The 20,930-nt window shown below is 73.6% G+C and carries 16 protein-coding genes; 6 read left to right on the top strand and 10 right to left on the bottom strand.

Annotated features, from left to right (window positions below):
- Positions 1–46: 46 nt before the first annotated feature.
- From PUR56_RS27905 to PUR56_RS27930, 6 genes are all read right to left on the bottom strand, one after another.
- Complete coding sequence (locus PUR56_RS27905) at positions 47–985, bottom strand: hypothetical protein (RefSeq protein WP_329950955.1); 939 nt, start codon at positions 983–985, stop codon at positions 47–49.
- A complete protein-coding gene (locus PUR56_RS27910) occupies positions 985–3,681 on the bottom strand; it encodes a beta-ketoacyl synthase N-terminal-like domain-containing protein (RefSeq protein ID WP_329950956.1) in 2,697 nt (898 codons plus the stop codon). The genes PUR56_RS27905 and PUR56_RS27910 overlap by 1 nt, the downstream gene beginning before the upstream one ends.
- A gap of 156 nt (positions 3,682–3,837) precedes the next feature.
- Positions 3,838–4,821 carry a transglutaminase domain-containing protein gene (locus tag PUR56_RS27915; RefSeq protein WP_329950957.1) on the bottom strand — a complete coding sequence of 328 codons (984 nt, stop codon included), beginning with the start codon at positions 4,819–4,821 and terminating at the stop codon, positions 3,838–3,840.
- Entirely contained in the window at positions 4,821–6,653 is a 1,833-nt protein-coding gene (locus tag PUR56_RS27920) for an ABC transporter ATP-binding protein (RefSeq protein WP_329950958.1), read from the bottom strand. Before PUR56_RS27920 ends, PUR56_RS27915 begins: the two co-directional genes overlap by 1 nt.
- Complete coding sequence (locus PUR56_RS27925) at positions 6,637–8,667, bottom strand: ABC transporter ATP-binding protein (RefSeq protein WP_329950959.1); 2,031 nt, start codon at positions 8,665–8,667, stop codon at positions 6,637–6,639. The genes PUR56_RS27920 and PUR56_RS27925 overlap by 17 nt, the downstream gene beginning before the upstream one ends.
- 78 nt (positions 8,668–8,745) lie before the next feature.
- Entirely contained in the window at positions 8,746–9,564 is an 819-nt protein-coding gene (locus PUR56_RS27930; protein WP_329950960.1) for a methyltransferase domain-containing protein, read from the bottom strand.
- A 1,005-nt stretch (positions 9,565–10,569) separates the two neighbouring features.
- On the opposite strand from PUR56_RS27930, the gene PUR56_RS27935 reads away from it, so the two are divergent.
- The gene (locus PUR56_RS27935; protein WP_329950961.1) at positions 10,570–11,829 is read left to right on the top strand and encodes a hypothetical protein; all 1,260 of its coding nucleotides are present in this window, start codon (positions 10,570–10,572) and stop codon (positions 11,827–11,829) included.
- Between the two features lie 41 nt (positions 11,830–11,870).
- On the opposite strand, the gene PUR56_RS27940 is transcribed toward PUR56_RS27935, so the two are convergent.
- Complete coding sequence (locus PUR56_RS27940) at positions 11,871–13,895, bottom strand: transglycosylase domain-containing protein (protein WP_329950962.1); 2,025 nt, start codon at positions 13,893–13,895, stop codon at positions 11,871–11,873.
- Positions 13,896–14,325: 430 nt separating this feature from the next.
- Positions 14,326–14,976, bottom strand: a complete 651-nt coding sequence (locus PUR56_RS27945) for an SDR family NAD(P)-dependent oxidoreductase (RefSeq protein WP_329950963.1) — start codon at positions 14,974–14,976, stop codon at positions 14,326–14,328.
- Between the two features lie 378 nt (positions 14,977–15,354).
- Between PUR56_RS27945 and PUR56_RS27950 the strand changes: the two genes are divergently transcribed.
- The 3 genes from PUR56_RS27950 (at position 15,355) to PUR56_RS27960 (ending at position 17,887) form a co-directional block, all read left to right on the top strand.
- On the top strand, positions 15,355–15,720 hold the full coding sequence (locus PUR56_RS27950; RefSeq protein ID WP_329878468.1) for a peptidoglycan-binding domain-containing protein: 366 nt from the start codon (positions 15,355–15,357) through the stop codon (positions 15,718–15,720).
- Positions 15,721–15,891: 171 nt separating this feature from the next.
- Positions 15,892–16,971 (top strand): peptidoglycan recognition protein family protein, encoded by a 1,080-nt coding sequence (locus PUR56_RS27955; RefSeq protein ID WP_329950964.1) that lies wholly within the window; start codon positions 15,892–15,894, stop codon positions 16,969–16,971.
- Positions 16,972–17,167: 196 nt separating this feature from the next.
- Positions 17,168–17,887, top strand: a complete 720-nt coding sequence (locus PUR56_RS27960) for a peptidoglycan-binding protein (protein WP_329950965.1) — start codon at positions 17,168–17,170, stop codon at positions 17,885–17,887.
- 56 nt (positions 17,888–17,943) lie between these two features.
- Here PUR56_RS27960 and PUR56_RS27965 read toward each other — a convergent pair whose 3' ends face one another.
- The gene (locus tag PUR56_RS27965) at positions 17,944–18,411 is read right to left on the bottom strand and encodes a helix-turn-helix domain-containing protein (RefSeq protein ID WP_329878474.1); all 468 of its coding nucleotides are present in this window, start codon (positions 18,409–18,411) and stop codon (positions 17,944–17,946) included.
- 531 nt (positions 18,412–18,942) lie between these two features.
- Between PUR56_RS27965 and PUR56_RS27970 the strand changes: the two genes are divergently transcribed.
- The gene (locus PUR56_RS27970; protein WP_329950966.1) at positions 18,943–19,305 is read left to right on the top strand and encodes a peptidoglycan-binding domain-containing protein; all 363 of its coding nucleotides are present in this window, start codon (positions 18,943–18,945) and stop codon (positions 19,303–19,305) included.
- Between the two features lie 78 nt (positions 19,306–19,383).
- Positions 19,384–20,298, top strand: a complete 915-nt coding sequence (locus PUR56_RS43610; protein ID WP_443034580.1) for a peptidoglycan-binding domain-containing protein — start codon at positions 19,384–19,386, stop codon at positions 20,296–20,298.
- Positions 20,299–20,586: 288 nt separating this feature from the next.
- Here the strand turns inward: PUR56_RS43610 and PUR56_RS27985 are convergent, their stop codons facing one another.
- On the bottom strand, positions 20,587–20,730 hold the full coding sequence (locus PUR56_RS27985) for a hypothetical protein (protein WP_329878478.1): 144 nt from the start codon (positions 20,728–20,730) through the stop codon (positions 20,587–20,589).
- Between the last annotated feature and the right edge of the window lie 200 nt (positions 20,731–20,930).

Here is a 20,930-nt window from a genome sequence, read left to right on the forward strand (position 1 = left end):
GGGGTGTCAGCCCGACCCGCCGCCCGTCCGTCCGGACCGGTGCCGCTCAGTCCTGCCAGTCGACCATCCGGCTGGAGCTCGACGCGCGCTCGCCCCGGTGGGTGATCATCGCGATGTCCTGCGGGGCCGGTGCGCCCTCGACCGCCCAGTAGATCCGGCGCGGGGAGCGGTGCGCCGGCCACGCCCGGGAGTCGACGATGCGCCACCGGGCGAGCGTGCGCAGGAAGAACGGGTCGGCGGCCGTCCAGCGCCCGTCCACCTCGACCTCGACCCACATGTGCTGGAGGGGGAAGGGCGCGGACATGATCAGGCCGCTGGCCCCGCGGACCCGCACGCCGGTGCCGCCCGCCTCGTCCAGCAGGACGTGGCCGGCGAGGCGGCAGTCGGCCAGGCCGGTCTCCCGGGCGAAGCCGACGTCGGTCGACAGGGCGTGCGGGAGCAGGTGGAAGAACAGCCGGTCGACCGACGCGAACAGCGGGAGCACGGAGTCGTCGAACCAGTACTCCTCGTCCGGCAGCGTGATCTGCCGGACGAACGAGGCGGGACCGTCCCAGGTCACCTCGCCGGAGCCGGTGGCGGCGTCGAGCATGCTGCCCGGCGCGAAGTCGCACGCGCCGGAGTGGCCCGGTTCGGGACAGCGGCCGGTGGTGCGGAAGCGGTACTCGTTGCGGCTGCGGCCGAGTCCGCCGTCGAAGGCCCGGCCGAGGGTCCTCATCAGCATCCAGCTGGGGCTGTTGAGCTCCAGTTCGACGGTGACGTTCTCCAGGTCGAACACGTCGAACCGTCTCTCGTCACCGCTGCCGCGGTGCGGCAGGCCCGCGTCGAGGAGGAGCTCCAACAGCTCCCCCGGGACGCCGTAGACCTTCTGGAGCGCGGCCTGCGGGGTGGTGAAACCCCGGTAGCCGTCCGGAACGCGGAGGATCCGCTCGACCACCTCCTCGACCGCCGTCCCGGACTCCGGCCGGACGTCCGCCTGCTGGTCCATCAGTTCTCCACTCTGCTGTCGGCCGGCGCGTCGGCCGGTCGGATCGACGGTGCGCTCGGCGGCACGACGGGGTCGCGGTGACGGGCCGCGACGGCGTCGGCGTGCTCCCCGAGCAGGTGCTCGCGCAGGGCCGCGAGGGTCGGGTGGGCGAACACCACGAACGGGTCCAGCTCGATGCCGTAGATGCCGCCCACCTGGCCGGCGAGTTGCAGCAGCGAGATGGAGTCGAAGCCGAGGTCCATCAGGTCGGCGTCGGTGTCGACCGCGTCCGGCTCGACCAGGAGGAAGCCGCAGGACTCCTGGCGGAGGTCACGGTCGACGGCCTCGCCGATGCCCTCCACCGGGGCCTGGGCCTGCGCCGGGGCCGAGACCGGGGCCGGGGCGTCCGTGCTGTCGCCCGGCACGTCCCGACCACCGCCGACCGCCGGTGCGGCGTCCACCCAGAAGCGCCTCCGCTCGAACGGGTAGGGCGGCAGCCCGACCCGCGCCGGGCGCGGGAGCGGCCAGAGACGGCTCCAGTCGATCGGCACGCCCTCCGTCCAGAGCGCCGCGAGCCGGTCCAGTCGCCGCTTCGCCGTCAGGGCCTCGACGTAGGCCCGCCCGTCCTCGTCGTCCAGCAGACCCCCGCGCGAGCCGTCCGCGCGGGCGGTCCCGGTCCGCAGACCCTCGGCGGGGCGACCGGCGACGAACGCCTCCAGCGCCGCCCGCAGGTCCGCGGCGCTCCGGGCGGTGACAGCGAGGCGCTCGCCCAGTTCCCTGCGCCCGAGCTGGCTGCTGCTCGCGAGGTGCGCCAGGTCCGGCGACCGGCCGGTGCCGTCCGCCGGGTCGGCCAGGGTACGGGCGAGGGCGGCGGCGAGGGCGCCCAGCTGCCCCCCGGTCCGGGCGGAGAGCAGCACCACGTGCTCCTCCCCCGGCCGCCCGCCGTCCGCGGACCGGTCCACTGCGCCCCGACCGGCCGCGTCCCGACCGGCCGCGCGTCCGGGCAGGTACTCCTCGACGATCAGGTGCGCGTTGGCGCCGCCCGCACCGAAGCCGCTCACCCCCGCGCGGCGCGGGACGCCCGGCGGGGTGCGCCACTCCTCCTCCGCCCGGGGGAAGCGGATCACCGGCGCGTCGATCCCGGGGTTGACCCGGTCCAGCGAGACGCACGGCGCGATCCGGCCGTACTTGAGCTGCAGCAGCACCTTGGTGAGGCCCGCGACTCCGGCCGCGCCCTCCAGGTGTCCGATGTTCGCCTTGACCGAGCCGACCGCGCACGGCTCACCGGCGTCGCGCCCGGGTGCCAGGGCGCGGGCGAGTCCGGCGATCTCCAGCGGGTCGCCGAGGGCGGTGCCGGTGCCGTGCGCCTCGACGTACGACAGGGTGTGCGGCTCCACGCCGGCCCGGGCGGCCGCCAGGCCGACGAGGTCGGACTGCCGGGCGGGATCGGGCACGGTGTAGCCGGACGTCCGGCCGGCGGTGTTGAGTGCGCTGCCCTTGATGACGCCCCAGACGTGGTCGCCGTCGGCGACCGCCGCCGCCAGCGGCTTCAGCAGGACGGCGCCGACGCCCTCGCCGGGCACGAAGCCGTCCGCGGCCTCGTCGAAGACCTTGCACGCCTCGTCGGAGGAGAGCATGCCCGAACCGGAGAGCCCGACGAGGTGCGCGGGGTGCAGGAGGAGGTTGACGCCGCCCGCGACGGCGGTACGGCACTCGCCCCGGCGCAGGCTCTCGCAGGCCAGGTGGATCGCGGTGAGCGAGGACGAGCAGGCCGAGTCGACCGCGAAACTCGGACCGTTGAGGTCGAAGAAGTAGGAGACCCGGTTGGCGACGGACCACGGCGCCGAGTTGGCCCCGGTGAGCCGGCCCGACGGCCAGCCGGTGGCACCGATCTTCCCGTAGGTGTGGTTCATCGTCCCGACGAACACCCCAGTGGACGGCTCGTGCGTGGTGGGGCCGAGCATCCCGGCCTGCTCGAACAGGTGCCAGCAGGTCTGGAGGAAGAGCCGCTCCTGCGGGTCGGTGTGGACCGCGTCCAGGGGCAGCACGTGGAAGAGCTCGGCGTCGAACTCGGCCACGCCGTCGATGAATCCGCCCCAGCGGCCGTACGAGCGGTCGGGCCGGCCCCGGCGCGGGTCGAAGTGGGTCCGCCAGTCCCAGCGGTCCGCGGGGACTTCGGTGATGCTGCGCACGCCGTCCCGCAGGTTGCGCCAGAGGGTCTCGACGTCCGGGGCGCCGGGGTAGCGCCCGGTCACCGCGATCACCGCGATGTCGGAGTCGGCGGCGACGACGGACGCCACCGGGGCCGGCGCCGGGGCCCGGACCGCGACCGGCCCGGCGGCGCGCTCCCCGACGGCGGCGGACTCGGTGTCGGAGCACTCGGTGTCGGAGGACTCGGTGTGCTCCTGGCCCAGCAGGGCGCACAGCTCGGGTCCGCGGGTCCGGCGCAGGTGCTCCGCGATGTCCGCCACCGTCGGGTACTCGAACGTCAGGGTCGGCGGGATGTCGCCGAGGTCCTGGTCGAACCGGACGGTGATGTTCATCCGGGTCAGCGAGTCGAGGCGGAGATCCCGCAGGGCGTCCGGGCCGTGCAGGTCGGCGGCCCCGACCCCGGCGGCCTCCGCCACCACCTCGCGGACATAGGAGTGCACGGCCTCGAACGACGGCACCCGGCCGCCTGCTTCCGGCAGGCCGGTGGTCCCTGAATCGGGCGACATGGCGGTCCTTTCGTCTCGAAACGGCCGGAGCCGGGGCATGTTCGGGGAGCCCCGGTCGGGGGCGGGAGTCCGGGTGGTCGGCCCGATCGGCCGGGTATCGGCCGGGCCCGGCCTCGGGCCCGACCGGCCTCGGGCCCGGCCTTCCCGTCGGGTCGGTCAGATCGATCCGGCCAGGACCCGGGTGGGGAAGGAGAGCGGCGTCTCCGCCCCGTCGTGGGTGGCGAGCACGAACTCGTGGTCCGCCAGCCGCCAGGCGCCCTCGCCGATCGAACGGTGCGCCGGCCACTCCGCGGCCGGGAGGAGGCCCCACCCGGTGAGCAGCTTCAGCAGGTGCGGGTCGAAGGAGACCCAGCGGCCGTCCAGCCGCACGTCCAGCCAGGAGTGCGCGATCGAGTACGGCGCCGACAGGAAGAGGCCGAACGAGCGGCGCGCCGTCAGCCCCAGCCGCGACGCCTCCCCGGCGAGGTGCGTGGCCACGAGACCGCAGTCGCCGAGCCGGGCGTCCCGCAGGAAGCCCACGTCGTTCCGGAGCCCGGCCGGGAGGTAGTGGAAGTGCACGTCCGCGACCAGGCCGGTGAGTTCGGCCAGCTCGGGGTGGACCTGCGCCGGCTGCGCCCGCACCTGCCGGGTGAGCGTGAACGGGCCGCCCGCCGGGCCGGTGAACCCCGGCTGCGCGCGCAGTTCGGCCGAGGCCAGGGAACGGCAGCCGTGCTCGCCCGCGCCTGACGGGCAGGCCGGCAGCACGTCCACCGCGTAGGTGGCCGCTCCGTGCGCGCCCGCCGCCGTGCGCAGGGCCGCCGACCAGCCCCGCATGGCCATGAACCGGGCGGAGGGCAGCGTCAGCGAGAGCGAGGCGTTGGCCAGGTCCAGCTGGTCGTACCGGACGCCCCCGGAACCGTCGGAACCACCCGACACTCCTGCCCCACCTGCCCCACTTGCCCCACCTGCCCCACCGCAGGGAAGGCCCTCGTCGGTGAGCGCGGTGAGCAGCCCCTCGTCGATGCCGAAGTGCCGGGCGGCGTCGGCCGCGGTGGACGTGAACGAGCGGAACCGGTCGGGCACCCGCGCGATCCGGTCCACGACCGCACGCAGGGTCGCACCGTCGGGAACCGGCCGCGGCCTGCGGGCGGGCGGGGCCATCAGCGCGCCTCCGCCGGGACGGCGCGCGCGCCCTCGCGGTAGGAGGAGGCCTGGATCTCGTACAGCTCGCTGTACTGGCCGCCGCGCGCCATCAGCTCCGCGTGCGAGCCGTACTCGACGACGCGGGAGCCGTCGACGACCACGATGAGGTCGGCCATCCGGACGGTGGAGAAGCGGTGCGAGACCAGGACGGTGATCCGGCCGGACTCGTCGTCGGCGGCGCTGCGGGCGGCCTCGGCGTAGCGCTCGAACAGCGCGTGCTCCACCTCGGCGTCGAGCGCGGACGTCGGCTCGTCGAGGACCAGCAACAGCGGGTCGTCCCGCATGAAGCCCCGGGCGAGCGCGACCTTCTGCCACTGACCGTGCGAGAGGTCGACACCGTTCTCCCAGGACGGGCCGAGCTGCGTGGCGAGGCCGTCGGGCAGGCCCGCGACCAGTTCCTCGGCGCCGGCCCGGGCGACGCCGCCCCGCACGGCGGCCGGGTCGTCGACCCGCGCGAGGTCGCCGACGCCGACGGCCTGCTGCACCGGGTACTCGAACTTGAAGAAGTCCTGGAAGGCGCCGCTGATCCGCGCGCGCCACTCGGCGGGGGCGATCCTGCCGAGGTCGGCGCCGTCCACCGCGATCGTGCCCGAGGTCGGGGCGTAGAACCGGCAGAGCAGCTTGACCAGGGTCGTCTTGCCGGCGCCGTTCTCGCCGACCACCGCGATCACCCTGCCGGCCGGCAGGTGCAGGGTCACGTCCTCCAGGACGGACCGCTCGCCCCCGGGGTAGCGGAACGAGACGTTCTCCAGGCGGATGCCGTCGCGCAGCCGGGCGGGCACGCGCTGGTCGGCGCCCACCGTCTCGGCGGCGGCGAGGTCCTCCAGCCAGGTGAGCCGGCGTGACACGTCGAGCCAGATGGTCCGGTAGAACTGCACGTGGCTGACGGTCTGCCCGACGTACTGGGCCAGCCGGCTACCGGCGGTGAGGAGCAGCAGCGTGTCGGCCGCACCCGCGCCGGAGTCCCGGGCGGCGAGCACCACGACGAGCACGAAGGACCCGACGAAGACGGACTGGGCCGCCGCCTGCCAGAGCGTGGAGACCCAGCGGGTGCGGGCCAGCGGCTCGTAGCGGCGGTGCCAGGCGTCCCGCCGGGCCTCGTACAGCCAGCGCTGCACCCCGGCCACCCGGATCTCCTTGCCCGCGGCGGCCGACGTCGCCAGGGTGAAGAGGTGGCGGGCCCGCCGCTCGTGGTGGGCGCCGGCCTCCTCGACCTTCTTGTCGATGCCCGACCGCCAGCCGGAGACCAGCACGCCCGGGACGGCCGCAGCGCCGAGCAGCCCGTACCAGGGGTCGACCGACATGAGCAGGGCCAGCGTGATGACCAGGCGGATGACGGCGCCGACCGTCCCGAACAGCTCCTGGTAGAGGTAGCTCAGCGCGCCGGCGTGGTTGCGCAGCACCGAGATGCGGTCGGCGTGCTCGGCCCGCTCGTGGTGCTCCAGCGTGGAGACGGTCGACTGCAGCCGGGCGACGTGCGACTCGACGAACACCGCCGCGCGGTCGGCGAAGCGGCGGTTGGCCCGGTCGCTGACGATGCCCAGCAGCCACCCGCCGGTGGCGAGGGCTCCCAGGAACAGCGCGGCGGCCGTGATGCCGCCGCCGTCCTGGTCGATCACCGCGTGGATGAGCGCGGCGAGGCCGACGGCGAACAGCGCGTCCGGCGCAGCCGCGGCGATCGCGGTCGCGCAGGCCACCACGATCAGCAGCGGGCTCGCCCGGTAGCCGAGGCTCAGCGAACGCACCAGCGACCTGGCGGACGAGGGCAGCCCGTCAGAGGACGATGCCATCGGATTCCTCCTCGGAGTCGAAACGGGACGCCTGCAGGTCGAACATCTCCCGGTAGCGCCCTCGGGCGGCCATCAGCTCGTCGTGGGTGCCGAGCTCGGCCACCCGGCCGTCCTCCAGGACGCAGATCCGGTCGGCGTGCCGGACGGTCGAGAAGCGGTGGGAGATGAGGACGGTGGTGCAGCCCTCGGTGGCCTTCAGGATGCGGTCGAAGATCTCGGCCTCGCCCCGGACGTCGAGCTGCGCGGTGGGCTCGTCGAGGACGACGACCTCGGCGCCCTGGCGGACGGCGCACAGGGCGCGGGCCACGGCGACGCGCTGCCACTGGCCGCCGGAGAGGTCCCGGCCGCCCTCGTAGCCGGCGGCGAGCACCGTGTCGAGGGCGGCGAGGTCGGCGGCTCCGGCGTCGGCCAGCGCGGCCCCGACCACCTCGTCGGGGGCGCCGAGCGGCGCGACGTTGGCGCGCAGCGGCAGCTCGTAGCGGTTGAAGTCCTGGAAGACGGCGGTGACCCGGCGGCGCCAGGCGGTGAGGTCGAGCCGGTGCAGCCCGGTGCCGTCCACCTCGATGGTGCCGTGGGTCGGCTCGTAGAGGCCGCAGAGCAGCTTGACCAGGGTGGTCTTGCCCGCGCCGTTGAGGCCGACGATCGCGAGCGAGCGGCCGGCCTCGACAGTGAGGTCGAGCCCGGAGAGCACCGGCCGGGAGTCGGTCGGGTAGTGGAAGCCGACGCCCCGGAAGCGGACCTCCGCACCGACCGCCGCCTTCACGCCGACCGCCGTTTCCGCACCGACCGCCGTTTCCACACCGTGTTCCGTCGTCGGGCCGGGCTCCGTCGTCGGGCGCGGGGCCGGCTCCGTGCCGGGTGCCGCCTTCGCGCCGCGGTCCCCGCCGGCGAGCCCGCCGGTCTCCGCCATCGCGGGCCCGAGGGCCAGCACGGCGGCGACCGAGCCGGCGGCGGGCGGCAACGCCCAGTTCAGACCGCCGAAGGCGATCGCGCTCGCGCCCACCACGGCCTGTGCGAAGACGACCACCTCGCCGGTCCCGACCGCGCCGGAGACGGCGTCCCGGGCGAGTGACCAGAGCACCAGGCCGTTGGCGGCGACCAGCAGCAGGATCGTCCAGCGCAGCGGGCGCTGCTTCAGCCGCGTCGTCTCCCAGCGCAGCTCGACCAGGCGGCGGCGGTTGGCGGTGAACTGGTCGACGACCCAGCCGCCCAGGCCGAAGATCCGCAGCTCCTTCGCGGCGGCGGCCTCGACGGCCAGCTTGTACGTGTAGTCGGAGCGCCGCTGCGCCTCCAGCACCTCGCCGGAGTTGCGGTCCCAGAAACTGCTCTCGCGCAGCAGCCAGTGCGTCGCGGTCCAGGCGCCGCCGACCAGCAGCGGAGCCCACCAGGTGTACGCGGCGAGCACGACGAGCTGGCCGATGCCGACGGCGGCCTCGACCAGGCCGCCGGCGATCAGGCCGACCGAGATGGCCATCGGCGGTCCGACGGTCCCCTGGTCGAAGTCGCGGGCGCCGGCCAGCTTGTCGGCCAGCTCCCGTGACTCCAGGTGGGCGATGCCGTCGGGCGCGGTGGTGCTCTCCACCAGCAGGTCGTGCAGCAGGCAGGAGAGCCGTTCGCCGAGCGCCGTACCGACCAGGGAGTGGAAGGGCACCAGCAGCCGGAAGAGCACGAACACGACGCCGGCGGCACAGAGCGGGCCGGTCGGGGAGGTGTTGTCGTCGATGGCGTCCACCAGCAGGCCCACCGTGACGGCGAACAGCGCCGGGAGCGCACCGCGCAGGACGATCAGCGTCCACCAGGCGACGGCCAGCCCCCGGTGCGCGCGCGGCAGGACGGCGAAGAACGTCCACTCGTCGCGCGCACGGAGCCGGGCGATCCACGATCCGGGGCCGACGGCTCCCCCGGCCTCGGTGGCCGCCGCGCCTTCCGTTCCTTCCGCGTCTTCCGTTCCTTCGGTGGCCGCCGCGGTCGCGGAGGCCGTCACGGGTGGATCGCCGTCTTGCTGGGTGGGCACGGAATGACACTTCCTCGGTGCGGTGGAACTGTTCGATGACGGTGGGCCGGTTGCGGCCGACCGCGGTGCGGACGCGCGTCAGGTCCGGGTGGCGGAGACCAGGTAGCCGGTGGTGCCGCCGAGGTAGTGACCCTCCGCGTGCATCTGCTCCAACCGTCCCTTCCATGCCACGACCTGACGCGCCGTCAGGACGCGGTCCTTCACGAGCTGGGCCAGCGGCCGGCGCATCGTGAACAGGAAGAACGCGTAGTCGTTGAAGACCAGGTGCGGCTCGACCGCGATGTCGGTGAAGCCCGCCTCCCGGTATAACCGGGGAAGCTGCCGCCCGATCCAGCCCTGCAGGGCGGCATCGGCGACGTAGTCGAGGACCGTCCGGGTGGTCGCCCGATCGGGGTGGTCGAGGACGGTCGAACCGAGATCGAACTCGAAGGCCACCGCCCGGCCGCCGGGCCGCAGGACCCGCGCGATCTCGGCGATCGCCCGCGGCGCGTCGGGCACGTGCTGCAGCAGCGTCTGCGCCCGGCAGCGGTCGAACTCGCCGTCGGCGAAGGGGAGGTCCAGCGCGCTGCCGCAGACGAAGGACACGTCCGCGCCCGCCTCGGCCGCCCGGCGACCCGCCTCGGCGACCATGGTGCGACTGACGTCGATCCCCGTGACGCGCGTGCCCGGCGCCACCTCGGCCGCCGTCCCGATGGCGTCCGAACCGAGGCCGCAGCCCACGTCCAGCACCGCCCGGGCGCCGTCCAGCCGCAGGGCGGCCATGATGGCGGCCTCGGCGCCGCGCATGCCCGGGTAGGACTTGCCGACGTCCAGCGCACGGATCAGCGGGACCGGGTCCTCTGCGTCGTCGACGGCCGCGAACGCGCGCAGGTCGGCTCCGATCACCCCTGCCTGCATACGGACTCCCCCTCTGATGGCGTGAGCGGGCATGACGGCGGGACCGGTCGTGAGGGGCTCGCGTCGAGCACTCGAACGGCCGCGGTCCCGGCGCCCGCGGGCCATCGCGGCCGGTGTCCCGGCGGCGGCAACCCGGCATCCCCGTCAGCGCCGGCTGATTGATCTTCGCCAGACTCTAACCGCATGACATGTACGCCGTCGAGCGTGATGATCACCGCACCCCCGGCCACCCCCACCGTGACGCGCATCACATTGCTGATGTGAACATGCAACGTGTTAGCGTCACCGCCTAATGGATCAAGGAAGGGGGTGGAATCCATGGCTACGCGTCCCGCTCCGACCAACGAGGAGCTCGCGCAGTTCGAGGCTTGGGTCACCGAGCTCGACATCGCACTCGCCAAGAAGCCCTGACGGTCGACCGACACCGTCGCACGGCGGCCGGTCCACAGCCGCCGCCGATTCAGGGGAACGGGGGTGAAAGACATGACCACGCGTCCCGCTCCGACCAACGAGGAGCTCGCACAGTTCGAGGCCCGGGTCACCGAGCTCGACATCGTGCTCAGCAAGAAGGCCTGACCGCCGGCCCGCAAACGGGGGCGCCCGTCCTGACCGGCGCCCCCGCGAAGGCGGCGCGCCGCCCGACACCGACCGCGTGACGCGGTCCCGTCCGGCACCGCACGCCACCGGCCCAGGTGGCTTCCGGGGCGAAAACCCGCCCCGGAAGCCACCTTCGCCCGCTCTGTCGAGCCCCGACTCCACCGGACTGCGAGGCACTCGACGACTCCTCCCACGACGCTGCCCGGACGTCCTTCCGGGCTCCGTTGACGCGAGCTCAGTGACGGATTCCGGGAACTTCCGCCGGACCGCACGGAGCCCTGCCCACTCCTCACGACCGACGACCCGCTCCAACGAACCCCCAATCTGCCACCCGTGTAACCTTTGTGACTTTCCATCACGTCCTATCAGTGCAGTGACTGAACTGTCGGGCGATTTGACGGAGGCACGGTGCGGACTACTCGCGGTGTGACCTGGGTGCTGGCGGCGGGGGTCGCGTCGGCGCTCGTCCTGAGCACGGGATGTCCCACGTCCAGGAGCAGACCCACCGCCACCGGCAGCCTGCCCGAGAGCCCCACGCCCTCGGCCCCCGCCGAGACCCCGGCCCCGGCCCCCACGCCCTCGCCGACCTGGGACGGCCAGGTCAAGCTGCTCGGTGACGGCTCCACCTCCGACACCGGCCCGCAGCCCAAGCAGCCCGAACCCGAGCGGCTGAAGCCCGGGGAGAAGCCGCCGCAGTTCGTGGTCTTCTCCTGGGACGGCGCCCTGGAGGGCGACGACCGCCTCTTCTCCCGCTTCCGGAAACTGGGCGCCGAGAACAAGGCCCAGATGACGTTCTTCCTCTCCGGCCTCTACCTCCTTCCCAAGTCCAAACGCACGCTCTACCGCCCCCCGAAGCACGACGCGGGCGCGGCGTCGATCGACTTCGCCACCAACGCCCACATCAAGGACACCCTGGAGCAGCTCCGCCTGGCCTGGCTGGACGGCAACGAGATCGGCACCCACTTCAACGGGCACTTCTGCGGCCCGCAGCCCGGCGGGGGCGGCGACTGGTCCAACGAGGAGTGGACGTCCGAACTCGACCAGGCGATATCCTTCGTCACCAACTGGCGGACCAACACCGGCTACAAGGACCTCCCACCGCTCCCCTTCGACTACACCAAGGAGCTGGTGGGCGGCCGCGCCCCCTGCCTGGAGGGCCAGAAGAACCTGCTGCCCGTCGAGAAGGCCAAGGGCTTCCGCTACGACGCCAGTTCGCCCGGCGAGTTCCAGGTGTGGCCGGTGAAGAAGGAAGGCGTCTGGAACTTCCCGCTGCAGTTGTTGCCGAACCCCGGCACGACCTCCCAGAACCTCTCGATGGACTTCAACTACCTGGCCGGCCAGTCCGGCAACACCACGAACGGCGACCCGAAGAAGTTCGACACCTGGGAGAAGGCGACCCGGGAGAGCTACCTGGCCGGCTTCGAGCGGGTCTACAACGGCAGCCGGGCCCCGCTGTTCATCGGCAACCACTTCGAGGACTGGAACGGCGGCATCTACATGCAGGCGGTCGAGGACGTGATCAAGAGCGTCTGCAGGCGTGAGGAGGTCCGCTGCGCCTCGTTCCGCCAGGTCGCCGACTGGCTGGACGCCCAGGACCCGCAGGTGCTGGACCAACTGCGCCGACTGGACCCGGGACAGCCGGCGGACTGGTCGCGGCTGGTGAAGTGACGACCGCCGGGCGGCTGCGGGACCGCAGCCGCCCGGTCCTCCTACCGCCCGCCCGCCGCCTTCACGTACGTGCTCCAGATCCGGCCGGGCAGCGTCGAGTCCAGGGTGTCCGGGGCGGCACCGCCCAGTCCTTCGAGGGACAGCAGCTTCATGTCCCGCAGGTCGGCCCGGAAGACCGTGACCGCCGTGGCGAGCTGCCCGCTGTAGCCGACCGCCCACCCCGCCGTGCGGTCCGGGGTGGTGCCGGGCTTCGCTGCCGGATCGGACCCCGCTTCGGCCGCCCAGCCGGCGCTGCCGCCGCGGACTGCGCCCTTGAGGGCCGCGTCGACCTCGGCGGCGACGGCCGGTGACAGCGCCTGGACGGCGGTGGGCAGGCGCAGCGTGAGCGGCTCGCCGTTGCGGGTGATGCGGAGAACGGAGTACGGGTCGGTGCGGCTGCCGCCGGCGGCGAAGGCGGTGTAGGCGTCGGCGGTGCGGATGGCGCTGGGGGTGGAGTTGCCGACCGCGAAGCCGGGGCTGAGTTCGCCCATGGCGCTGGGGAGGAGGCCGAGGGCGGCGGCGGTCTTCTGTACCCGTTCGAGGCCGATGTCCAGGCCGAGTTGCATGATCGGCCCGTTGACGGACTGCTCGACGGCTCCGCGCAGGGTGACCTGGCCCCAGTCACGCTTGCCGTCGTTGGCGGTCTTGGCGATCTTGCCGTCGCGTCCCCAGTACGGGCCCTCCGGGGTCATCACGTTCACCCCGTTGTCCCCGTTGTAGGTGGTGCCGGGGGTGACCGGGGTACGGGTGGCGCCCCGCGCGCGTTGCACGCCCTGGTCGAGCCCGGCGGCGTAGACCAGCGGGGTGAAGGCCGAACCGAGCGGCACTGTGGAGGTGTTGGCGTTGTTGAAGCCCTGCTTGAGGTAGTCGGGGCCGCCGTAGAGGGCGACGATCCGCCCGTCGGGGGCGACGGAGGCGGCGCCGACCTTGAGGAGCTTGTCGGTGTCCCGGGCGCCGGGGTCGATGTCCTTCGTGGCTTCCTGGACGGCGGCGGCGAGGGCGGTGACCCTGGGCTTCTCGAAGGTGGTGTGGATCTGGTGGCCGCCGAGGTCGAACTCGGCGGGGGTGATGTCGGTGTGGCTCTCCATGTAGGACTTGGCCAGGTCGACCAGGTAGCCGACCTGACCGCTGAGGCCGGCGGACTTCGGCTGCGGCTTGGGTTCGGGGAAGACGGTGTACCGGGCACGGTCGGCGCGGGAGAGCTTTCCGGTCTCGACCATCCGGTCCAGGGTCCAGGCCCACCGCTCCTCGGCCCGTTCGTGGTTGGCCGCCCCCAGTGCCGGGTCGTACCGCCCGGCGCCCTTGAGCAGGGCGGCGAGGAAGGCGCCCTCGCTGACGTCGAGCTGGGAGACGTCCTTGCCGTAGTAGGCCGCGGCGGCGCGCTGGATGCCGTAGCTGCCGCGGCCGAACCAGCTGCTGTTGAGGTAGCCCGCGAGGATGTCGTCCTTGCTCATCCGGTCGTCGAGCTTGACGGCTATGACGGCCTCGCTGAGCTTGCGGGAGAAGTCCTGGCGCTGGTTGAGGTAGATGTTCTTGACGTACTGCTGGGTGATGGTGGAGCCGCCCTGGGTCTCGCCGCCGGAGACCAGCTGCCAGAGCGCGCGGCCGATGCCCTTGGCGGAGATCCCCGGGTCCGAGTAGAAGGTCTCGTTCTCGGCGGCGAGTACGGCCCACCGCACCGGTTCGGGGACGCCGTCGAGCGGCACCTCCTGCCGGTTGGTCTCGCCGATGCGGGCCATCTCGGTGCCGTCCGCCCAGTAGTAGACGTTGTTCTGCTGGGTGGCGAAGGCGTTGAGGTCCACGGGCACCTGCGTGACGGTGTAGAACCAGGCCAGCCACCCGGTCGGGCCGAGGACGCCCAGCACCACCGCCAGGAGCAGTTGCCGCCAGGAGGGCAGCCAGCGCCGGACTCCGCGCCGCCCCCTGCGCGGGTAGTCGACCCACCGTAGGCGTCGCCTCGGCGGCGGCTTCCGCCGTCGGCGTCCGGGCTTCTCCGTCTCGACCCCGCCGCCTCGCTGTGCACGCACAGTCCGTTCTCCGCTTCGTCCGTGGGTACAGAACCCCTTCGAACGGATAGATGCGGTGAGGGTCGGACCACGGCAGCAGCGGTCGGTGTGATCATGCTCACAGAAGCATGTCGGCGGTGGTCACGAGAGGTGTAGGGAAAGGAGTTTGATGCCCAGTCAACCCTTTCGGGCAGTGCCCGCCGGAACCGACGGCCCGCCCCGCCCCGGCGCCCGGTCCCGGAGGTGGCGGTAGGTCCCGACCAGGCGCGGGCCGACGGGGTGGCGCAGTCCAGGAGCCGGGTACGACGCCGAGGGGGGCGGGCCCGTGTCCGTCGGTCCGGGGCGGGCGATCCGGGGCGGGCGATCCGACAGGCGACGGTCGCGCGATCCCACCACCGCGAACTGCTGCGCCTGCGTGGCGCCCTGCGGCAGAAGACCTCGCGACCCGACGTCAGCCCCCGTGAACCACCTCCTGCTCCCAGCCCGCGCGCGGCTGGGTGTGCAGCCGCCAGTAGTGCTCCGCGATGTCGTCCGGGTCGAAGGCGGTGCCGGGGGCGACCGCACCGGCCACCGTCACACTGGCCACGTGCACACCCGCCGCGCCGTAGGTCTGGTCCAGCAGCGTGACGAGCGTGCGCACGCCCGCCTTGCCCAGGGACAGGCTGACGTACTCCGGCCTCGGCTCGGGCATGCCGCCGGTCACCAGGACGGTGCCCCGCCCGCGCTCCGCCATCCCGGGTGCGACGTGCGCGGCGGCGGTCAGCGCGCCCACCACGTTGACCGCCCAGGCGTCCAGTTGTTCGCGGGCGGACCACTCACCGACGGCGTCCGGCCGGATCAGTGCCGCGTTGTAGACCAGTACGTCCGGTTGCCCCAGCTCCTCCGCCAGCCCGTCGAGCGCGGCCCGCAGCGCCTGCTCGTCCGTGCTGTCGGCGGTGCGCACCGCGACCTTGCCGCCGATCCGCCGCACGGCCCCGGCCACCGCCTCGGCCGTCGCCCCGCTCCGCGCGACCAGGCCGACCGGCAGGCCCTCCCGCGCGAACCGCAGCGCCACCGCCTGCCCGATCCCCGGCCCCGCTCCGACCATCACTGCTCCGACCATGCCGTCCTCCCCGTCCGTACGATCCCTGACACCGCCAACACGCGGGAGCCACCGGCACATTCCCCCGCGGCGGTCTCGCGGACACGTCGGAGGAGGCAGCACCACCGGCTTCCTCCACGCGGTGGCGTACCGGAACGGCCGGTACGACGTCACGGTCACCGCCAGGGACGGGGCGGACGCCCCGGCCGCCCTCCCCCGGCCGATCTCCCCCGGCCCGCCCTCCCCCGGCCGGCCCAGGACGTCCCAGGGACGGGAAACCCCTGGTGGGACGGGTGGCGCGGCGCCGAGCATGGGCCGTGTCCGAGTCACGGACCGCAGACCCGGGGGAGTTTCCCGCCGGGGTGGCCCGTGACCGCTTCCGAGATGGGGGAACCTTCCATGATCAAGCACGTGTTCCGGCGCGGAGCCGTCACCCTCGGCGCGGCGGCCGTCGCCGTCACCGCGCTCGCCGGCGTCGCCCACGCCGACCGGGGCGTCCCGTACGTCAAGCCCGGCCAGCGCGGCGACGGGGTCGCCTGCGTGCAGCAGGGGCTGCGCAACGCGGGGTACTCCATCGCGGTCGACGGCCAGTACGGCAACGCGACCTACGCGGCACTGACCGACTTCCAGCACAACCGCGGCCTCGGGGCGGACGGCATCGTCGGTCCGAAGACCGGCGACGCCCTGTACTACGGCTACCTCAAGCCCTCGGGCAACCTGGTCCAGATCGAGTTCTGCCCCACGGTCATCCCCACCAGCGGCTGACCCGCCGCCCGGACGACCCACCCGCCGGACGACCCGCCGTCCGGACGACCCGCCGCAGGATCCGGGCGGCCCACCGCTGCCCTCGTGCCGTCAGCAGGCACGGGGGCAGCGGTGCTCCGCCGCACCCCCGGACCTCCCCCTCCTCCTCCGAAGGACCAGGTAGCCCTCGACATGACCACCGACCCGATCCCCTCCCACCCCGGGCGCCGCTCGGTGCTCGCCGGCGCCTTCGCGCTCGGCACCGGCGCGCTGGTCTCCGCCGCGCTCCCCGCCGGGGCGGCACGCGCCGCCACCGGCCCGGCGATCGCCTCCACGGCCGTCTGGGGCGCCCGGCCCGCGTCCGGCCCGCTCGGCATCCTGCCCGGCGCGCCGGACAAGGTGATCGTGCACCACACCGCGACCGCCAACGTCACCAACTACTCGCAGGCCGCCGCGTTCTCGCTCGCCAGGTCGATGCAGACCTACCAGATGGACAGCGAGGGCTGGATCGACACCGGTCAGCACTTCACCGTCAGCCGCGGCGCGTACATCACGGAAGGCCGGCACAACAGCCTGTCCACGCTGGCCGGCGGCACCCAGCACGTGGAGTCCGCCCACTGCACGGGGCAGAACACGGTGGCGATCGGCATCGAGAACGAGGGCACCTACAGCACCGTCGACCCCCGCAGCGAGCAGTACGCGGCACTGGTCGCCCTCATCACCCACATCTGCCGCCAGTACGGGCTGCGGGCCTACCAGATCTACGGGCACCGCGACTTCAACGCCACCGAGTGCCCCGGCGACCGCCTGTACGCGCTGATCCCGCAGCTGCGCCGCGACGTGGCCGCCCAGATCGGCGGGGACCCGACCGGCCCGGTGTGGCCGGTGCTGAGCAGCGGCGCCTCGGGCGAGCGGGTGAAGACCCTGCAGTACCTGCTGGTGCAGCGGGGCGCCTCCCTGACCGTGGACGGCTCGTTCGGTCCCGCCACCCGCAGCGCCGTCACGGCCTTCCAGAACACGGTGCACGCCTCGGCGGACGGCGTCGCGGGCAACCAGACGTGGAGCCAGGCGGTCGCACCGCTCGCGCGCGGGGCCTCGGGCAGCGCGGTGACCGCCGTGCAGAGCCAGTTGGTCGCGCACGGCGTCACGGTGGCGGTCGACGGCGCCTTCGGCCCCGGGACGCAGTCCGGGGTGGCGACCTTCCAGAGCGCGTCGTCGCTGCCCGCCGACGGCGTGGTCGACGCCCGGACGTGGAGCCGGCTGCTCGCCTGACGCCCGATGCCGTACGGCTCCGGCGCCGCCCGCGGACCAGGTCACCGCAGGCGGCGCCGCGTCCGTCGCACCGGGCCGGCCTCCGCCGTCGCGGGACGTCCCCGGGACGCCAAGGACCGTGGTGGGACGCCGGGGCCCGGGCCGAGAGTGAGCGGCACCGCCTGATCGACCGACAGGCGCACCGGAAGGGATGTCCGTGAAACACATCGCAGCCCTGCGCGGCCTCGCCGTGGCCGTGCTCGCACTCGTCGCCTTCGCCCTGCTGCCCGCACAGGCGCAGGCCGTCGACTCGACCACCTGGATCCAGCGCAACCTGGTCGGGATCGGCTACCTGGCGAGCGGCGGCGTCGACGGCGACTACGGCCCGGCCACCACCGCCGCCGTCCGCGGCTTCCAGCGCGACAACGGGCTCGACGAGGACGGCGTGTACGGCCCCAGGACCGAGCTCGCCCTCCACAACAAGGTCGCCGAGGTCCAGCGCGCGGCCGGCTCCGGCGCCGACGGGGCCTACGGCGCGGGGACGACCTCCTCCGTCGCCGCCTGGCAGCGGGCGCACGGGCTCGGCGCCGACGGCATCGCCGGGCCCGCGACCATGAACGCGCTGGGGATCGCCCGGACGGTACGGATCACCGCGCAGTGGAAGTTCCCCGCCCTCGGCTGGAGCGTGAGCGGGCAGTTCGGCTGCCTGGAGCAGATCTACACCCACGAGAGCGGCTGGAAGGTCTACGCGACCAACCCCTCGTCCGGCGCGTACGGGATACCGCAGGCCCTGCCCGCCACCAAGATGGCGTCCGCCGGATCCGACTGGCAGACCAACCCGGCCACCCAGCTCAGCTGGGGCCTGAACTACATCAAGTCGCGCTACGGCGACCCGTGCTCGGCGTGGAGCTTCTGGCAGTCCCACAACTGGTACTGAGCCGCACGCGGGCAGGGCCCCACCCCGGGCGGGGTGGGGCCCTGCCCGCGTCGTCCCTACACGCCGCCGCCGGGAAGGGCGCCGCGCCGCAGCTCCCGCCCCTGGGCGACGGACCGCGCCAGACCCGCCGTCAGGGCCAGTGCCAGCACGGTCAGCGACCACAGGGCCATCTGCCGGCGGTCCTGCGAGGCGGCGTCCCCCTCGCCGGGCGCCCCGGAGCCCCCGGTGGCGCCCCGTGCGGCAGCCGGTGCGGCGGCCGCTGTGCGGCAGGCCTCCGCCAGGGTCCACAGCTCCAGCAGGCGCCGTTCGTCGGCCTGGCAGACGGCGGCGATCCGCTCGACGGCGTCACGCGGCGGGAACTGCTTGCCGTTCACCCACCGCTCCCACGAGGACTTCGCGTAGTGGGTGCGCTCACTGATCCGGGCGTAGGTCAGGCCGGACGAGGACTTCAGTGACTGCAGCTCCTCGGAGAGCCGGTCGGCAGGGCCCTTCGGCGTGCCGCCGGACAGAAGAACGTGGTCCATCGTTTGTACCCCCCAGGTCGTTCCGGTGCGATCGAGGACGCGCGACGGGGCCGGGTGCCGGGCCGCACTCCCACCGGCCGGTCCCCACGGCCGTACCGGTCTCCCGGCGGCCGGGCCCCCGCCCCCCGCGGTGCGCCCTCCCGCAGCACGACCCACCCCGGGTCACGTGCTACGGCTTGATCCACTGTGTGACATCCCGGGGCCGGGGATCCACGATCTGCCGGGATCTGGGACGGGTACGACGTATGCCACCGCCCTGAGCTGCGGTTTGGGACACCGGCACGGCACAGGTTGGGACGCCGCGGGCCTCGGACCGGCGTCGTGGGACGCCGTCGCCGCCCGCGGTACGGGGCCGGCGCGCAGCGCGCCCGACCAGGCGCGGCGGCTCCGCCTCCGTCCCCGGCCGGCGCGCCCGTGAGGGAGGGCGTCCCAGGGACGCGAAACGATCGCGGGACGTCCTCGGGGCTTCCTAGTGTCGGCAGCCGGCGGTCGTTGCGGCCGCCCTCACCCACGACTCCCAGGAGCCCCGCCATGCCCATGTTCCCGGTCATCAAGCGCGCCGCCGTCGTGACGGCCACCGCCGCCCTCTCGGTCACCGTCCTGGCAGGCACGGCCGGCGCGCGGCCCTCGGTCGGCGAGATCGCCTACGGCGACCGGGGGACCGGCGTCAAGTGCGTGCAGCTCGCGCTGAACGCCTCCCTGCACTCCGGCCTCCAGACCGACGGCATCTGGGGCGCCCGGACCGAGACCGCCGTGCGCCAGTTCCAGCAGGCCAAGCACCTCGACGTGGACGGGATCGTCGGCGTCCAGACCGGCTCCCAGCTGCTGGAGGTGATCGTCCACAACGAGCACGCCTGGGGCACCACCTGCTGGGAGAACCTGCCGACCTGGTAGCCCGGCCGGTTCCCGGGGCCGTCCGCCGACGGCTCCTCCTCTCCCCCTCGTCCCCCTCAGCAGAAGTGAGGAACTTCCGTGAAGCGCTTCCCGGCCGCAGTGGCCGCGGTCTTCGCCGCCCTCCTGGCGGCGGTGCTGTCCGTCCCCGCCGCCCACGCCGCGAGCTGGCCCGTCGTCCGCAGCGGTGACCAGGGCGCCAAGGTGTCCACCGTCCAGTACCTGCTGAACGCCCGCGGTTACGCGACCGGCGCCGACGGCGCGTTCGGCCCCGCGACCGAGGCCAAGGTCAGGAGCTTCCAGAGCGCCAACGGCCTGAATCCGGTGGACGGCATCGTCGGCGGCGCCACCTGGCCGAAGCTGATCGTCACCGTCCGCCAGGGCGACACCGGCGACGCCGTCAAGGCGCTCCAGGTCCAGCTGAACGCCCGCGGCGCCAACCTCGCCGTGGACGGCGCCTTCGGAGCCGGCACCGACTCCTCGGTGCGCGGCTTCCAGCAGTCCGCGAACCTGAGCCCGGTGGACGGCATCGTCGGCCCCGCCACCTGGTCCGCCCTGCTCTCCGGCGGGGGCGGCGGCACCGGCGGCGGCAGCGGCGACCTGCTCAGCCAGTCCCAGGCCGCCTCGCTGCTCTCCTCCGCGGGCATCACCTGGTCCTCCTCGGGCAACTGCTCCAACCGCAACAGCAGCAACTGCACCTCCTTCGACGGCCTGCGCCGCGCCTCGGCGGACGGCGCCGTCGCGCTCAAGCACGCCGTGGGCGGCTGCGGCCTGACCGTCACCGGAGGCACCGAGACCGGCCACGCCGCCGGCACCTACAGCCACGCCAACGGCTACAAGCTGGACTTCGCGATGGCGAGCTGCCTCACCAACCACATCACCGGCAACTTCGCCTACAGCGGCGTACGCGGCGACGGCGCCACCCTCTACACCGCCCCCTCGGGCAACGTCTACGCCAACGAGGGCAACCACTGGGACGTGACCTTCACGGGCTGACGGCCACCCGGCACGACCACACCCCGAGGGGCATCGGACGCATCCGGTGCCCCTCGGGGCCGTCCGTTTCACGGCCACGGGGAATCGGGCGGACGGCGAGCTGGTCAGCGCCCACTTCAACCGGCGGTAGCGCGCCCGCTCCTGCTCACCGGCCTCGCCGGCCACAATCTTCATCTCCAGCGCTACCAGGAGCGCCCGGGCCTCGTCCGCGCGCTGCGAGTACGGGGTGTCGAGGCCGAAAAGCTCGGACAGCACCGCGTCGTCCCCGCTGCCGAACACCACCCGGTCCTACAGGTCCGCCCCGACGACCTCGGGGGCCTCGTCGACGTCCGGTCCGGGCAGCCGGATCAGCCCGGCGGGGTCGGCGTCCTGGCAGATGTGGCTGTGGGTGGTATCGGACTGTGCGCCACCGCCGCCGGCGCGAACCTCCACCGAACCCTCTGCTTGGTTCCCACCTGTAGCTACTTCCTCCGGCTCACCTGTCCCGCTGTTCAGTGGACGTTAAGTCCGTTTCTGGTAGCGGCCTCGTCCGGGTTGGGTGAGGAAGCCTTGGCGAGTGAGGCGTCCGAGGCGGCTGCGGGTGATGTTGACGGACGCCTCGTCGGTGGGCATGCCGAGGAGTTCGTGCAGCT

This window comes from Streptomyces sp. BE303 (genome assembly GCF_036290945.1).
Lineage (GTDB): Bacteria > Actinomycetota > Actinomycetes > Streptomycetales > Streptomycetaceae > Kitasatospora.

Coding starts and splice junctions, on each gene's coding strand:
- PUR56_RS27950 (WP_329878468.1), top strand. CDS start 15,355: ATGATCAAGCACGTGTTCCGGCGCGGAGCCGTCACCCTCGGCGCGGCG.
- PUR56_RS27970 (WP_329950966.1), top strand. CDS start 18,943: ATGCCCATGTTCCCGGTCATCAAGCGCGCCGCCGTCGTGACGGCCACC.
- PUR56_RS27920 (WP_329950958.1), bottom strand. CDS start 6,653: ATGGCATCGTCCTCTGACGGGCTGCCCTCGTCCGCCAGGTCGCTGGTG.
- PUR56_RS27930 (WP_329950960.1), bottom strand. CDS start 9,564: ATGCAGGCAGGGGTGATCGGAGCCGACCTGCGCGCGTTCGCGGCCGTC.
- PUR56_RS27905 (WP_329950955.1), bottom strand. CDS start 985: ATGGACCAGCAGGCGGACGTCCGGCCGGAGTCCGGGACGGCGGTCGAG.
- PUR56_RS27965 (WP_329878474.1), bottom strand. CDS start 18,411: ATGGACCACGTTCTTCTGTCCGGCGGCACGCCGAAGGGCCCTGCCGAC.
- PUR56_RS27955 (WP_329950964.1), top strand. CDS start 15,892: ATGACCACCGACCCGATCCCCTCCCACCCCGGGCGCCGCTCGGTGCTC.
- PUR56_RS27910 (WP_329950956.1), bottom strand. CDS start 3,681: ATGTCGCCCGATTCAGGGACCACCGGCCTGCCGGAAGCAGGCGGCCGG.
- PUR56_RS27945 (WP_329950963.1), bottom strand. CDS start 14,976: ATGGTCGGAGCAGTGATGGTCGGAGCGGGGCCGGGGATCGGGCAGGCG.
- PUR56_RS27915 (WP_329950957.1), bottom strand. CDS start 4,821: ATGGCCCCGCCCGCCCGCAGGCCGCGGCCGGTTCCCGACGGTGCGACC.